At 64.0% G+C, this 13125-nt stretch carries 15 protein-coding genes and 1 pseudogene; 6 read left to right on the top strand and 10 right to left on the bottom strand.

Translation table 11 applies throughout. The features are described 5' to 3' along the window. Position 1: 1 nt before the first annotated feature. Together AB0M65_RS02775 and AB0M65_RS02770 are read right to left on the bottom strand one after the other, a co-directional pair. Complete coding sequence (locus AB0M65_RS02775) at positions 2 to 175, bottom strand: IS3 family transposase (RefSeq protein WP_364020405.1); 174 nt, start codon at positions 173 to 175, stop codon at positions 2 to 4. Positions 176 to 659: 484 nt separating this feature from the next. Continuing rightward, the gene (locus AB0M65_RS02770; protein WP_364020402.1) at positions 660 to 851 is read right to left on the bottom strand and encodes a hypothetical protein; all 192 of its coding nucleotides are present in this window, start codon (positions 849 to 851) and stop codon (positions 660 to 662) included. Positions 852 to 1509: 658 nt separating this feature from the next. On the opposite strand from AB0M65_RS02770, the gene AB0M65_RS02765 reads away from it, so the two are divergent. Further along, entirely contained in the window at positions 1510 to 1872 is a 363-nt protein-coding gene (locus tag AB0M65_RS02765) for a peptidase inhibitor family I36 protein (protein WP_364020399.1), read from the top strand. A 250-nt stretch (positions 1873 to 2122) separates the two neighbouring features. After that, positions 2123 to 2305 (top strand): hypothetical protein, encoded by a 183-nt coding sequence (locus AB0M65_RS02760; protein WP_364020396.1) that lies wholly within the window; start codon positions 2123 to 2125, stop codon positions 2303 to 2305. Positions 2306 to 2627: 322 nt separating this feature from the next. Here AB0M65_RS02760 and AB0M65_RS02755 read toward each other — a convergent pair. From AB0M65_RS02755 to AB0M65_RS02740, 4 genes and pseudogenes are all read right to left on the bottom strand, one after another. Continuing rightward, positions 2628 to 3125 (bottom strand): annotated as a pseudogene (locus AB0M65_RS02755) (IS701 family transposase); the annotation flags it as partial. A 100-nt stretch (positions 3126 to 3225) separates the two neighbouring features. Continuing rightward, a complete protein-coding gene (locus AB0M65_RS02750; protein WP_364020393.1) occupies positions 3226 to 3459 on the bottom strand; it encodes a hypothetical protein in 234 nt (77 codons plus the stop codon). Between the two features lie 1010 nt (positions 3460 to 4469). Continuing rightward, a complete protein-coding gene (locus AB0M65_RS02745) occupies positions 4470 to 4886 on the bottom strand; it encodes a hypothetical protein (RefSeq protein WP_364020390.1) in 417 nt (138 codons plus the stop codon). An 819-nt stretch (positions 4887 to 5705) separates the two neighbouring features. Next, positions 5706 to 5978, bottom strand: coding sequence for a hypothetical protein (locus AB0M65_RS02740; RefSeq protein ID WP_364020387.1), 273 nt, complete (start codon positions 5976 to 5978; stop codon positions 5706 to 5708). Positions 5979 to 6082: 104 nt separating this feature from the next. On the opposite strand from AB0M65_RS02740, the gene AB0M65_RS02735 reads away from it, so the two are divergent. Beyond that, positions 6083 to 6355, top strand: a complete 273-nt coding sequence (locus AB0M65_RS02735) for a hypothetical protein (RefSeq protein ID WP_364020384.1) — start codon at positions 6083 to 6085, stop codon at positions 6353 to 6355. A gap of 621 nt (positions 6356 to 6976) precedes the next feature. Here the strand turns inward: AB0M65_RS02735 and AB0M65_RS02730 are convergent. Then, the gene (locus AB0M65_RS02730) at positions 6977 to 7585 is read right to left on the bottom strand and encodes a methyltransferase domain-containing protein (RefSeq protein WP_364020381.1); all 609 of its coding nucleotides are present in this window, start codon (positions 7583 to 7585) and stop codon (positions 6977 to 6979) included. 164 nt (positions 7586 to 7749) lie between these two features. Here AB0M65_RS02730 and AB0M65_RS02725 point away from each other — a divergent pair, with 164 nt between their 5' ends. Next, the gene (locus tag AB0M65_RS02725) at positions 7750 to 8391 is read left to right on the top strand and encodes a hypothetical protein (protein WP_364020379.1); all 642 of its coding nucleotides are present in this window, start codon (positions 7750 to 7752) and stop codon (positions 8389 to 8391) included. Positions 8392 to 9399: 1008 nt separating this feature from the next. Here the strand turns inward: AB0M65_RS02725 and AB0M65_RS02720 are convergent. Beyond that, complete coding sequence (locus AB0M65_RS02720; protein ID WP_364020376.1) at positions 9400 to 10014, bottom strand: hypothetical protein; 615 nt, start codon at positions 10012 to 10014, stop codon at positions 9400 to 9402. Positions 10015 to 10241: 227 nt separating this feature from the next. Then, positions 10242 to 10844 (bottom strand): VOC family protein, encoded by a 603-nt coding sequence (locus tag AB0M65_RS02715; RefSeq protein ID WP_364020373.1) that lies wholly within the window; start codon positions 10842 to 10844, stop codon positions 10242 to 10244. A 617-nt stretch (positions 10845 to 11461) separates the two neighbouring features. On the opposite strand from AB0M65_RS02715, the gene AB0M65_RS02710 reads away from it, so the two are divergent. Together AB0M65_RS02710 and AB0M65_RS02705 are read left to right on the top strand one after the other, a co-directional pair. Next, complete coding sequence (locus tag AB0M65_RS02710) at positions 11462 to 12076, top strand: hypothetical protein (protein WP_364020371.1); 615 nt, start codon at positions 11462 to 11464, stop codon at positions 12074 to 12076. 266 nt (positions 12077 to 12342) lie between these two features. Then, on the top strand, positions 12343 to 12684 hold the full coding sequence (locus AB0M65_RS02705) for a hypothetical protein (protein ID WP_364020369.1): 342 nt from the start codon (positions 12343 to 12345) through the stop codon (positions 12682 to 12684). Positions 12685 to 12750: 66 nt separating this feature from the next. Here AB0M65_RS02705 and AB0M65_RS02700 read toward each other — a convergent pair whose 3' ends face one another. Then, complete coding sequence (locus tag AB0M65_RS02700) at positions 12751 to 13011, bottom strand: hypothetical protein (protein WP_364020366.1); 261 nt, start codon at positions 13009 to 13011, stop codon at positions 12751 to 12753. Positions 13012 to 13125 lie beyond the last annotated feature (114 nt).

Genomic DNA, 13125 nt, shown 5'->3' with positions numbered 1-13125 from the left:
GTCAGCGATCGGCGACTCCGGCGCGCGATACCGGCAATTCGACGCTGGCGCATGTCTGTTCGACGCGTTTGTGGTTGACCACCCGGCCACGGCGGCGCCGCTCGACGGTGACCCGCGGGCAGCCATAGCGCCCACGGTGCTCGGTATGGACCTGCGCCGCGATCCCGGTGGCCAATCGCTCCTCGGCCGCGACGTACGCGGCTCTGGCCGGTGCACTGGCGAGCCACTCGCAGAACCAGGGGCGGGCGCACACCCCAGGAATCTGCACAACAGCGCGACGCCGACAGGCGCGTTCCGCTCCCGTATATCGGTCATGACTTTCGACGAGCCCTGACCACCACCATCGAAGTTCTTGCCGACACCCCGGCCAAGGCTCTGCAAACCACCGCGAACCGGGCCGACTGCACCCGGCACCTGGACCAACTCGGAGTCGACTCCCTCATGGCCTCCGAACTCAGCGCCGCACCGCGCCGCAGCCTGGACTGCTTCGTCACAGCCATCGAGATCCCCAACGCGGCTCACCTCACTGACCTGGCCGACCCCGTACTGACTCTTCTCGCCTCAGACGAACCGGCATAGGGCCGACCGACGGGGCCGAGGTCAAGAACATCCTCGCGCGGCAAGATGTTCGCGTATGCGCGACGTAACTGAGCGCACGGTCAGCCGGACCGGTGGGAGTTCGCGCAGGAATTTTGTTCCTTCGCCGCGAGGGCGGTGTCGTAGGCTGCGCGGCCGCCAAATAGCAGGAAGCCGCGCGCTGGCGCGAGGTCGCGGCGCAGAAGCGAGGCGCCGCGCAGCAGCAGGAACAGATCGCCGCCGTTATCGATCGACCGCGACGAAGAGGAGAACAACGCCTACCGGGAGCGGGAAGAAGCCGAGCACTCCGGCGATTCACTGACTCGGCGGAGAAGAAACCGAGGGGTGCGGCGTAGCAGGCATGCACCGAGGCGAACATCGCGCGAGACGCCGCGCAGGCGGGCAGCCAGCACGGCAATGACCCCGGTGCGGCCGCGATGAGGTCCGTAATGCGGCGAACGAGGCACAGGTCGCCGCCACGCGTCTCTACCGCACACGCACTCTCAACGTGATGATCGATGTCACCTATCGCATGCTATAACCAGCGTCTCCAACGCGGATGGCGACGCGAACCCTGCCCATGCCACTTCTCGAACAGCCTTCCGTCCTATCCCGGGCCGTTGGACCGCTTCGAAGCGAGGCCGAACGTCGAGGGAACGGACCTTGCCGACGAATGCCAGGCCCGCTCGCCCGTTCAGAAGAGTGACTTCGAGGCAGGCCCCGACGAAACCCCGCTTCGCAGACTTTATGAACGCTGCGTCCTCACGATCGAGTGATCTACCTTGACGATATGACACATTCCGTAGCTTCCTCGACCGTACGTATGGGTGTGCTCGCGCGGCAATCGAGTGTGGTCCTCCGGAATGGGTGCATAGCGTTATCGGCCGAGCGTAGATTCGAGCACAGACACTTTCCACCTTCAAGGAGATAGACATGTGGCAAAGAAGTCAGAACTCGCGAAAAGCGGCGATCGCCGCGTCACTCGTTCTTTTCACGATGTCGATCGGCGCGGCGCCCGCCTCAGCTGCGGACAGCGACTGCCTCATGGGACAGGTCTGCGTGTGGAGCCAGTATGATTTCGCAGGCCAAAAGCATATTATTCCCGGCCAGATCGGAATCTGCCAGGGAATGCCATTTCCGGTGTACTCGATGAAACACAACTCCACAGTACTCCCCCGACCGGTCATCCTCGCGTCTGCAGTCGATGCCTGCGGCCAGCTACTTCCCACCGTCATCCTGCCCGGTTCTCAACTCCCGCACATCGACCCACCCATCAGGTCACTGATCGGAACCTGAGTCGCCTTCCGGGTGGGCAATCTCGATCACCGGACCAGATACTCATTCGCGTCCGTGCACCCACGACCGCACTCTTCCGGCCAGCGACAGCCAATCATGCGAGGCCGCCCCTTCGAGATTAACCGGCGGCGGCCGGGCGGGCGGCGGCGCCGAGTTCTTCGAGGGCGGCCTCCCGCTCGTCGCCTGCTCGGTTTCGGCGTGCCCGGCGACACGCGGATAGCGTGGGCGGAGCTGAAACCTACGCGTCAGCTTGACCCACGCGAACGACAAACTCGCCTACCTCAAGCAACGCGGCCGCCGTGCCGCCACTGTCAATCTCGGCATTCCGGCCTTCAACGAGATCGTGGGTCGAATCGCCACGCTGCCAGCCCGGCCTCACACGGGCGTCCAGGCCGCCAGCGCGGTGTTCTCGACTGGCCTGGCGAAGCGCTAAGAGAGTGTCTCGTATGGGATTGTGCGCAGGGCGGCCTCGGCAACAATAATCGCGGTAACCACGATGGAATTCAAGAGGATAGAGGCGCCATCAAACCGCCGTCGTGACGCTCCTCCTCCAAATCCCCCGTGACATCGCCAGGTAAGTTTGCGAACTCCGTTGCTCATATCAGTCGTCTGCCGCTTCAAGGTCCCGGGGACGATCCACGACGATACCGACAGGCCGAGCGTCAGCTGGAGAATGTGCTGCGAGGACGACGTTGATGAACCGCGTTGCTGCCGCAAGTTTCGGAGTGAGCGTTGAAAGGGCACCAACAGCATCGCTGGGCAAGGTCGGGTTTGGTTGTGAAGTCGACCGCATCACCGATTCCGGCTTCTTCGCAACGTTTCCGATCGTCGGTCCAGGACTTGGGAAGGTAGAGCTCGCGGTCGATCAACGCCCGCCCCCGAGGGGAGACGTAGGTCAAGAACACACCGAGCTGACAGTTCTCGATCCGCCCCGCGGTGCCCGAGTATTGCCGCTGCACCCCAGCGGACCTGGTGCCCTTCTTGAGAAACCCGGTCCCGTCGGCCACCACCACACCACGAGGATCACCGAGATGCCGCAGCGCATAGGAGCGAACGTCGTCTCGCGCGGCGTCGGCGTCCCACCGGTAGAAGTTCAGCAGACGCTGCATCCCGTCCGGTGTCAGGTCACCGGCCTGCTCCGCGAGCGTCCAGGAGTTCTTCCGCTCCGCCCCAGACAACAGCCCCAGCACATACATCCGGGCCCGCCGCCGCGAGTCCGCCTGCGCGAAACGCCCTGCGACCAGCGCGAACACATCATCAAACCCCGCCCGCCAACGAGCAAGACGATCATCAGCTACAGTCCACGACACGGCCACCGCGTCCTCTTCGACATCCAACACACCTTGAAGTCGATCACGCGGTGGCCGTCTTCATGACCACAACACGCCACCAGATCACACACTGCGGCTGCCGTATTAGACAGTCCGGAATAAGGGTCGTCCACTCCTTCTTCCACATAACGCTGGCACCGATACTCCAGTCAGGCTGGCTGGTCTTCATGCTCGCGTCGAGCGGGTGTCCTTCGCGGCAGGCTGCGGGCGTGCTCCATGTCCGCAGGCCGGAGTTCCATTTCGCTTCGCTGTCCATCGCTCGTCGTGGCGTTCACCGCCTTCCATCCTTCGAACCGAGTTCGACAACGTGCGGCCTCAATGGTCCAGCTACAAGGCAACTCGCCCGTGACGACAAACTGGCTAGCATCTACCGCGTCGAATCAGGAAGGACCCGCGCGAGACGTTGTCTATCGACTGGTGGCCTCGACTGGTATCGGCAAGTTCTCCAGTGTTTCCGCGAGGACTTGATTGAGCATGTCTACCACTCCCGCCAGGAGGCAGTTGAGAACTCCTCCTAAGGAATTGGGGTTATCGCACGCGCCCTGGCTCGCTTGCGCGGCGGCGATACCAGAAGTGGGATGCTGCGTCGCGGCAGCGGCGGGACTGGCTGCGCTCGTCGATATGAGCACAGCGACGAGGACCGATGCTGCGACGGCGGAAAAGCGGGTTCGCTTCATGGTTTTGCCCTTCCCTGCTGACGAACGACGTGAACTCGGGTGATGAAGATTACACTCTAAACGCCTTAGACTGGACGGAGCACGACGAGCACCCGTTCGGCCTAGCGCTCCACTCGTAGTTCGTGATGGTCATGGTTCGCGGATTGATTGCGCTGGCAGTGGCTTTGTTGGCGCGGTATTGGTGGCGTCTGCGCCATGTCGAGCAGCGGATCGGTGTGCGATATCGAGTATCGGGTGGCTGATGAGTGTGATGAACAGGTGGTGGATTTCGTTGCAGGCCACCGAGTCCCATTCCGTAGTTGCCGGTTCGGGATTTCGTTCGGTGGACGCGACGACGGCGAGGAAGGCCTGGGCGAGCATCGCCAGGCCCGTCCAGCGGTGCCACGAGGTCCAGCGCCGGGCCTGGTGTTGTCCGCGCTCGATCAGGCCGGGTGGTGCTCTACCGGCGCACGCCCCTCGGCGACGCACTGGCCGGCCAGGACGACGGCGTGCTCGGCTGAACGCTCGTGGAGCGGCTGCCTAGCCTTGCCGCCGACACCGGTCGTGCTGGCAGAACCTGCTATCACAGCCGCGGTGTGGCACCGCTTCTTCAGGTCAGGGTCTCCGTGTCTCCTACCTTTGGGTGGTGGTGCTCGCAGTCCGGCTTCGGGCATTCAGCGGCATGCCGGGCGTTCCAGGCAGCCCTCATCGAGTCGGATCTCCGGGTGAACTCAGCGTCCCGCCGTGCGCTCCACACCGAGGGCGCCACCCTGCGGGTGACCACGAGTTCGTGAGGTGCGTAGTCGTTGTCGGTGCCGGACACCTCCATCCCGGCGGCCGTCAAGATGGTTCGCATGGCCGCGGACATCGCCTCGCCGATCGTGGACATCAGCCGCGCGAACGCGGCGGCTTCCTCGCCCTCGCGATGCGGGTCCTCGGCCCAGGCTCGCTGCCCCGCGTCGAGAAGGACATCGTGCTCTCGCCAGTCGACCAACACACCATGCAGATCCGGCACGTCGACCGTCACCTCCGCTCCAGCGGTACCTGTCGGATGACCACCAGGGACCACCGGCAATCCGGCCGCAGCCAGTTCGGCCTGCACAAGATCACGCAGAACCTCCAGTTGAAACTTTCGCTCCGACCCAACCGCAGGTGTGTCTGTCATACCGGCATCCAACCGCACACCCACTCGTCGTATGCCGCTGCCGATCATCACCCACTGCGTCCAGCGTGCATGAACGGGCACGGCCGTCTGTTCGGGCTGACGACTGCACCAAGGACGGCTCAAGTCAGGTACGGGCAGAGGAAAGCTTAGCCCGTCACGCAGGCGACCAGTGACTCTGGTACCGCTGGCACGCACGCCGAGCCCGATCACGAGATGCCGTTCGGGTAAGTCGCGCAACGCTTGCCTCATACTTCCGCGCGGCGCAGCTGGCCGGGTAGTACTGGCGACCGTCGAGGCATCGAATTCGAATTCCTAGTGCAGGCCTCGCTGACCCGCCCGAACTCGCGACAGGGCACTACGCGAGGATGCCGGTCGAGCATCAGAGGTAGTCCTGCACACCACTGCCACTGTCGTGTGCATGGACGAACGACCTCGTCGCGGTATGACAGGACGTTTGGGCACGCGAACGTCGTACAGTCCCCGCATGGCAGGAACTCACGTTGCGCGGTTTGATCTCCCGACCGCGTGGCCGGGGTCGGTCTCCGAGGGTGCGGCCGTCGAGCAGGCCGTCGACAACGAGTGCCCAGACGCCGGCGTCGGTGATGCCGTGCCTTTCCGGCAGCGCAGATCAGAGACGCTCTTGACCCAGCCCGTGCGGCTACTGCAACCACACCCGCTCGTTCAACACAGTTCAGCGCTGCCGGCCATGCAGTAGTTGTCCTGGCGGTAGGTAGCTTTGGGCGGCAACCCGTAGCGCACCATATTGTCTCTGCCGATCTTCGCCATGACATTGACCTTGTGCACGCCGCGGTCCAGCGGGCGGTCGGGTCGGCGAGCCGCATGGCTACGCGCGTCGTGCGCGATTCGGAACCAGCGCAGTTGTCCACCGGGTACCCGACCGGAGTCGTCGCGCTCACCGTCTTGCCATTCCGTTTCTTCTGTTCGAAACGTCACCGCGACCGACCGACCGAACCCCGCTTGACGGCGGTTCGGCTACCGGCTGTCGGTCGTCAGTCTCCACCCACGCGTGCAACCCGCACGGGATCGGCCGCCGCGCCGTGGCACCACGTCATCGTTGGCGCGACGGAGTCATCCGCCGGGCTCTTCAGAATGGCGACACCGTCACCCGCGACGAGGTCTACGAGATCGGCAAGTACAACCAGGCTCGGACGCTGCGCGGGATCACCCGCCCGGTTACCCGCATCGTCAGCCGGATGCGCGCCAAGGGAGTCGTCCCGGCCTCGGCGGTCGACCTGCTCAAGCCCATCTATGAGGGCGTCCAGGCGATCGGCTTCAGCGTTCCGACTGAACTGGTGAACCTCGCCGGATAGAACTGATGCCTTTTGGGGTCGTCGCACTCGTCGATGACCCCAGAAGGCATCAGGCATTCCGCTCGGAACAGCAGCCGCGCCAACCTCACTGCCGTGACGGTCGAGGTTTCGCACAAATGACCAGTTGTGACAGTTCTGCGAACCGCCCGATCCGTGTGAATGTTCGAACCTGCGTGCACGGATGAGCTGGGCTTCTGTCCGCGCGTGCAGAGGGCTTCGAGTTCTCGTGATGTTCCGGAGTCCCCTGCACTACGGTCGCTTTCGACTCGTACTCGTGTGCACGACAGTGATGGGGTTGTTGGATGGTTGAGGGCCCTGCGGTCGAGCGTGTAAGAGATATCCCGTGAGTTGCGGCTCTTAAGTCACGTGTGTCCGGATCATCGCCGCTCGCCGCGGCGAGGTGATGCAGGCTGGATCACTGCTGAAGGGACCAGCGGTAGCCGCTATCGGGAGCGTCGAGCCAGATGTACTGCCTCCCGATGGTGTTGAGGGCGGTCACACCGAATCGCGAGGCCTCGGGCCGCCCGAGCGCGTCGAAGGCTGTGACGGCGTGCTCCAGGGTGTCCCATAGGCGGTAGGGGCCGTGCTGCCGAACAGCCCAGGCACCGGTCCCGAGCGGCTTCAGATCGACTTCGGCGCGCGCCGTTCCGCGTTCGGCGACAACGACGCCGTGAGCCGGGCTTCCCGCAAGCTGAAGCCCCGGGGCGTGCAGCCATAGGAACAGCGCGAGTTCGCCGCGGGAGAGCACGGTGGCGGGGTCGAGGGTGGTGGTGCCGTGGTGCGGGCTGCCCGTACTCGACGGCGGACGGTCTTCCCCTGTGCCAAAAGGCAGGTCGAGCGGTCGCGCATCGGCGTGAACAGCACGGGGTAGGGGTCGATGATCCCGCTGACCTCGCCGTCTGTCGTCTTGTCGAGCACGAGCAAGGGCCCGGCCTTGGCGGCGTCGAGGGGCGCGACGATACGACCAGCGGGCGCGAGCTGGTCGATCCACGCCGGCGGGATGGCGCTGACGGCGCAGGCGGCGATGATCCGGTCGAAGGTGGCGTTTCCCGGCCAGCCCGCGGCGCCGTCACCGGCCGTGAGATGGGGATGGAACCCGATGCCGTCGAGACGGTCGCGGGCAGCGTCGACAAGGCCGGGGTCCAGGTCGAGCGAGTAGACGGCGTGGTCGCCGAGCCGGTGAGCGAGCAGGGCGGCGTTGTAGCCGGTCCCGGTGCCGATCTCCAGCAAGAGCTGCCCACGGCGGGCATCGAGCCGTTCCAGATGCTCCCTATCTCGCTGGGCTGATCCCGGAACCTGTCGAACACAGTCTCATCGACCATGATCTCCACGCTCCGGAAATCTTCGGAGAACTGCGGGACAACCCCAACCTTCGCTCTGACATCCACGTCCTGGTGACCCCAGATGGGCGAAGGCTCGAGATAGCGAATGTCAACGCCACCTCCGTCGAAGGCCGACTCGGCACTGATCTCATCTACTACCACGAGCACACGCGCAGTTTTATCCTGGTTCAGTACAAACGTATTAGCCTCACCGACAAAACCATTACTGTCGACGACCGCTTACGCCGACAGCTTGGCAGGCTGGAAGCCGTGGCAAGCCTGAGTCAGGCTCCGAGGCAGCCACACGACTGGCGTATGGGCGCTGACGCGTGCTTCCTAAAGCTTGCCAAGCGGCCAGCAAAGGGGCAGTTGTCTCAGGAGCTTGCCAACGGCATGTACCTCCCGTTGTCCTACGTTCGCCTACTCCTGGAGGATGACTGCACCCTCGGTCCTCGTGGCGGTCGCGTCCTGGGCTATGGCACCGTCGAGCGCCATGCGACCGGGGCCCAGTTAGTCCAGCTCATCCAGCATGGACTTGCCGGAACCGTCGGTACGACCGTCGAGCAACTGAAGCGATTCAGCATCCAGCGAGCTGAGAAGGACCGGACCGGCGCCGTCATAGCCGCTGAGCGTAGTTCGGAAACCGTGAGACAGCGGCAGCAACGCGTCAACAGCCGCAGTCCGAAGAAACGAGCGCGAACACGTTCTCGCTGACGATCACCCTCCTTGGCGCACCTTGTCCACTGAGGCAGCGCCGATGGTCGCGACCTGCCACCACCCCGCTGAACCGCCGTAGGGTCGCAATACAACTCTCACACCAATTTTCCTGGAGCAGATCTGGAGCACAGCGCCGGTTACAACAGCGCCCAACAACGATGAACCGCGTTGAACGGAGCACAACCGCACCAGCCGACCAGCAGACTCTCGATAACCGCAGGTCAGCGACCTGCCGGAACCTGACTGGCAGTGAGGGGGTCAGGGGTTCGAGTCCCCTTAGCTCCACAGTGACGAAACACCGCCCACCTGGCAGGTTTGCTGAGGTAGGGCGGTTTTTTTCGGGATGGCTCACTTTGAGAATTGGCGTGACGAACTTCAGGTACTGTTCAGTAACTGGGGCAAACCTGGAGCACACCGTCCCGATCCCGCCAAATGGGGTCACATCCTCTGCTCCAGCTACGTAACCCGACCGGGTGGTCCTGTCCCTGACCCCAAACCCGTGCGAACCCGTCCATACCGATGAACTGCAGATTCCCTCAAATTAAAAGTTTGCGGCTACCCGGTGTCCGAGTGTCGCTCAGTGTCACTCCGCACCGCTAGTGCAGGTTGACGCGAGAGCCGTTCATCTTCGAGTGCCGTGTAGTGGCGGCCAGTGTCGGGCAATGGTTCGGCACAGGAGCACCCGGGGAGCACCATGGCGGGTGCGCATTCGCCTGCTGAGGTTTGCCAAGCTCGTCGAGGTGCCGACCCCCTCGTCCACGAATACGCCGGCATCTCACTGTCGCCTGCCACGGCGATAGCACCATCATGTTGCTAGCGATGGGGACCACACCTACGGCTGCGTCGTGCCGATGAACATGTTCTCGTTGGATGACTCCCGCCGACGGGCCGTCGGCGTAGGTGTTCCCGGCGGCGTCAACGGATGGGCCCTACTCCGCCAGCACCCACCAGAACGTCGATTTCATGCTGGGAACGTCCTCAACTGCCGATGAGGGTGTACCTGAACTATTGACGGAACGTGGTGTCGCCGAATCCCATGTCGCGCATCTGCTCGGGCGAGAAGACGACCATGATCTCGTCACCTCCGACGAACACGCGCTGCCAGTCCGGCGGCTCCGGCATGGCGGCGACGAACCACACCGCTCCCGCGGTGAAGTCGAGACGCAGAGCCATCGGCACGTCCACGGTGCTCGCGGGCTCGACGACGGTGCCATCGGCTCGCCGGCTCGGCCCCAGTTCCAGTCGCTCCCAATGAGCGGCGGTCTCGCGAATCGGTGTCCGCAGGTATCGGTCCCACGGGCTCTTGGAACCGACGTCGGGCCCGATGCGCTCCGGGCCCTCGTCGCCCGAGCTGAGGTGGTCTTCGATCCGGCCGTCGAGGACTTCGACCCCGTAGCTGTAGAAGGTGTCAGTCCAGGTGATCGTCGCCGGCCCCGCGTCAGTGCTGAGTCCGACGCCCATGACTGCGTGATGCCAGTTGCCGTAGTCCCATCGCGCGGGTTCGGAGGCGAAGTTGTGGACATCCCAGTAGTCCACTGCCAAGAGCCGGCGGCCCCGAAGGCCGCTCAGCCTTGCCTCGAAACGCGCGCGCAGATCGTCAACCTCGTCCGTCGGTTTCACGCGATGACCCTCCCTGCTCAGCCTTGATCACCTGGCCGGCCAGATCGTCGGTCATACCCGCTCCTGTTCAATCGTTCAGTCCTGGTCGGCGACATACGCGCCCTACAGCCAGGTCAGAAGGCGGAGGGGTGGTCGCTCGCTGACGCCATCTGTTCCGGTGCCGAGCCCCTTGAGCAAGGCTGTCGGCTACCCGCTTTCATCATGCAGGCAATCCGGAAGCAGCCGCGTCAGCGCACCTGGATCTCACCTCGGGCGGTGGCGATCCCCACGGCCGCAAGGCGTGGTTCACCGCCAACCAAGCGCAGCGGCACATCAACCTCGCCCACCCACCGCCGCACATTAAACTCATCGCCGCCGACCTCCAGATACGTCACCCGGCCAGGTGCACAGTCATGCGCTGCCTCCGCATAAGCGCGTTGCCATCCCGCTACGCGACCGGCGCGGGCGACGTCGTATTCGATGAAGAACGGCCGACTCTGTTCAACCTCGCCAAGCGAACGCCACCGCCCGGTATCTCCGCCGCCGCTCAGCGGCTCGACGTCCAAACCTGCCACACGGGCATCGAGATCGTCCGGCTCAACCGCCCAGGTGAACAGGCGATCTCCTGCCGCGGTGACGGCCGCCAAACGCGCCGCAGCCTCACTCGCACCGGCGTCCGTGGCAGTGACGAGTTCCAGATACACCGGCGGGGCGAGAGGAACAACCGCATTGGCGGCACCCGGAACCGGTGATCCGCCAGGCACAGTTCCCAGACGCCACTTGCGACGAAACCGGTCCGCCGCCGCCTCGAGATCGCGCACTCCCAGCAGAACATGATCACGAAGGTTCATCCAGAGAACAGTAGCCAGCCGGCCAAGGACGTCACCACGCGCGCAGTGGGCGACGTCACACAGGTTGGCCGAAATCCGGCATCCCCGATCGAGGCAGACACAAAACTCCCTCGCGCGGCACGCCTGTTGGTGAACATCGGTTCATGCCGCGATGAGGACCTTCGGGCATGCGGCTGGACCAGCCCGCACCTCCTCGTCGCAGCGGCCGTCAGGCTGACCCTGCCGAGGAAATGCCCCCGCCGCCTTGATGCTCCGTCCCGATCATGCGCATGCCGCGTGGCGGAACTCGGCGTGCCCGGGAGAACTGGCTTCTGAATTCGCGTGCGAGAAGATTGACCTTTGACAGTTTCGCAGTAATGGACCTGCTATTGGGCCTTTCTACCTAATGGCGAGATCGCCATCTTGGTCACTCGCATGGCGGATTTCGAGCGACTGGAACGCGGCGCTACTGTTTCTCCTGTCAAGTCGATCAGGCAGGGGGGAGAAGTCGCGCCGATTAGCAAAGGTTCCGCATTGCCTACTACGGTTTCTCACGTAGGCGCATAGCGGCACCGCTGGGGCTTCAATAATACTCGCTGCTTGTATTTCATTCCCGATGGTTCATGAATGGGGACACGGTGAAATATCATTACTCAGGTCGTTCGCTGGTGCTTCGTGCAACGGTGGCCGCGGTCGCGGCCGTGGCAGTGATGGCGGGGATCACTGGAACGAGTGGAGCCGCAACGTCGACCGGAGAGGCGGATGCCCCGCCGGTCGGCAAGGTTGTCGAAGTGGTCATGAACGCTGTTGGGTACAATCCGGACGTGGCGACGGCGAACGGTTACGAGGTTCGGACCAGACCCGACGGCACCCAGTATTCGGTGAAAAGAGGAACCCCGGCCGAGGTGATCCCCATGGACGTCGTTCCGGGGAACTGTGGGCGTTCCTGGATGTGGCTCGATGGTATCGGCGGCAGGTCTGTGCGCATCAACACCGGTTTCCATGTCCGGGATGCGGTATCCACCTTCTCTTGGACCGCGACGTTGTCCGACACCGGCGGAACAACCAAACACGACTTTCCTGGCTTTTATGACGCGGACGGTTATGTGGACCTCAACAGAATCGTTGGTGGCCTTTCGGTCGGTTATGCGAGGGCGACGATCTACGGTTTCCCGTTCCAGAATTTCGCAGTTCTTGTCGATGGAACGGTTTGTTATTCCGGCGGCCCGTCGGACGACGCCTACATCACGTGAGTGTTCTACACTGAACCCGGCGAGAGGTGACTGTCATGGAACAGCAAGACGGAGCGGAGATTCCTGGAGGGCGGATGCCGCGCCCCGTGGACAGGTTGGCCCGGTTTCCAAGGCCGATCGCGATCGTTCATGGTGACGGCTCGCTGGGACCGGTCGCCTCCTTGGACGGTGATGCCGTCGATGACGAGCCATGGGCCATCGAGGCGACGTATCAGAAGTCGGGCAGGCCGTGTCTTGTGATTCGGACGGTACGCTCGTCACGGGACATGAATCCTCGTGGGCTGCCGGTCGAGGACGCGAGCATCCAGATGGTCAACTTCCTTGCCCGAGCTGACCGTCCGCTGGGACACGGGCTGACCGCGCCGTCGAGGGCGTCGTCGAGGACGGGGTTCGATCAGGTCCGTGTCGCCGTGAACGGGGCCGCTGTCCAGGAGGTCGAGGTGGCGATCGATGGTGAGGGGGTGCGTGGCACCCGGATGGACGCGCTCGACGCCGCGGTCGTCGAACTGGCCTGGCACGGTCAGGCTGTGTTCGTCACCGGCTGGCCGGACGCCCTGCAGACCCTCGCGCTCCGCGCCGCGACCCCGGCCGACGTCGCTCACCTCTAGAACTCACCGGGCCTGAAGTTGCCGGGGCTCAGTCCGAATCGGGGAAGGTGGCCCCGCGCTCGCCGCTCAGTCGGTGGAGCGCGGAGCCATCTGATCCGCAGAGCGTTGAAGACAGGCGCGCCGCAGCGTCGCCGCGAACGACGATCGCCGCGTCCTGATCAGCAGATCCAGCAACGAGGTCGACACCCGTGCAGCCACCTCGTTGATCGAGCACATCACCAACGCGTACCGGAACTCCAAGCCAACAGCTGCCGACGGCTCGCCGCGTTCGGCCGCGTTCGAGCCCGCTGCAGTCGAGGCCCTCCGCGCGAGGGTCACATCCGCCAAGTACTCATCCACTAGATGATTGATTCCGTGAAGTTGGTGTTAGTGATCGAAGGCGGTCAGTGATCGTTTGCTGGTCATGTCGGTGTGCCAGTTGTGCCAGATGGCGGCGGCCAT

This window comes from Amycolatopsis sp. NPDC051071 (genome assembly GCF_040682875.1).
Lineage (GTDB): Bacteria > Actinomycetota > Actinomycetes > Mycobacteriales > Pseudonocardiaceae > Amycolatopsis.
This window is presented reverse-complemented; position numbering and strand designations above follow the sequence as displayed.

Bases quoted from the DNA above. Each gene is read 5' to 3' on its own strand.
- AB0M65_RS02715 (WP_364020373.1), bottom strand. From the start codon at position 10,844: ATGAACCTTCGTGATCATGTTCTGCTGGGAGTGCGCGATCTCGAGGCG.
- AB0M65_RS02750 (WP_364020393.1), bottom strand. From the start codon at position 3,459: ATGGACAGCGAAGCGAAATGGAACTCCGGCCTGCGGACATGGAGCACG.
- AB0M65_RS02765 (WP_364020399.1), top strand. From the start codon at position 1,510: ATGTGGCAAAGAAGTCAGAACTCGCGAAAAGCGGCGATCGCCGCGTCA.
- AB0M65_RS02705 (WP_364020369.1), top strand. From the start codon at position 12,343: ATGAATCCTCGTGGGCTGCCGGTCGAGGACGCGAGCATCCAGATGGTC.